Source organism: Spiroplasma sp. Moj, from assembly GCF_016082285.1.
Taxonomy (GTDB): Bacteria; Bacillota_I; Bacilli_A; order Mycoplasmatales; family Mycoplasmataceae; genus Spiroplasma; species Spiroplasma phoeniceum.
On record NZ_MQTY02000163.1, the window covers coordinates 1 to 797 of the forward strand.

Sequence of the window (797 nt, forward strand, 5' to 3'; positions counted from 1 at the left end):
AATTTAAAAGAATTATTAAATGAATTATTTGATAATTATCCAGAAGCGGCACAAGATTATAGTTTAGATATTTGAGATAGATATTACCTTGAATTTGAAAGAAAACGATTAACAGATAAAGAATTTGAAAACTTAAAACAAGTTTATTTTAGTAAACCAAAAAATAGTTTTATTGAAATGGAGGATAAATAATGAATATAAAAAATGCTTGATTAACATTTATTAGTGTAAATTGGAATAAATATAAAGATAAAAAATATAAATGCTATTGAAAAGATAATTCTATTGACATATTAACATTATCAGAATTATATTTTAATTTTTTAAATACAAGTGAACTAAATAATTTATTAAGAATTAAGGAAATTAAGGAGGGTAAATAATGACAAATTTAATTAAAAATATTACTTATCCGTTTTATTTAAAAGAAAATGATTTTAAAGAAGAACATAATAAAGCATTTGTAATTAAAAAATGACTTGATGAAAATGGACAAGAATTAGCAGAATACATTTTAAGACATCAAAATCATTATGCATTGAATGGTTATAAAGATGTTTTATTAAAAGATTTTCCAAGTGCTATTACTAAAAATAATCTTGTTTTTAAACCAATTAAAGAACTTATTAAAAATTTAAAAGATGAGCATAATAAAAATGGAAAAAATATTCTTATTTTAGAAAAATATTTTAATGGCCATCAAGAAGAAATTAATAATAATATTACGCAAGCCCGTAAACAAAAACAAAATGAATTATTTAAAGAACAAGAATTAAAAAAACAAGAATTAATTGAAA

The 797-nt window shown here is 19.4% G+C and carries 3 protein-coding genes; all 3 read left to right on the forward strand.

Translation table 4 applies throughout. The annotated features are described in order from the left end of the window. Positions 1-192 (forward strand): hypothetical protein (locus tag BST80_RS05300; protein ID WP_415746287.1); only part of this gene is annotated, 192 nt, incomplete at its 5' end. Then, positions 192-383 (forward strand): hypothetical protein, encoded by a 192-nt coding sequence (locus BST80_RS05305; RefSeq protein WP_415746288.1) that lies wholly within the window; start codon positions 192-194, stop codon positions 381-383. The genes BST80_RS05300 and BST80_RS05305, both read left to right, overlap by 1 nt. Then, positions 383-797, forward strand: a 415-nt coding sequence (locus BST80_RS05310; RefSeq protein ID WP_415746289.1) for a hypothetical protein, incomplete at its 3' end; no start/stop codon positions are given. The genes BST80_RS05305 and BST80_RS05310, both read left to right, overlap by 1 nt.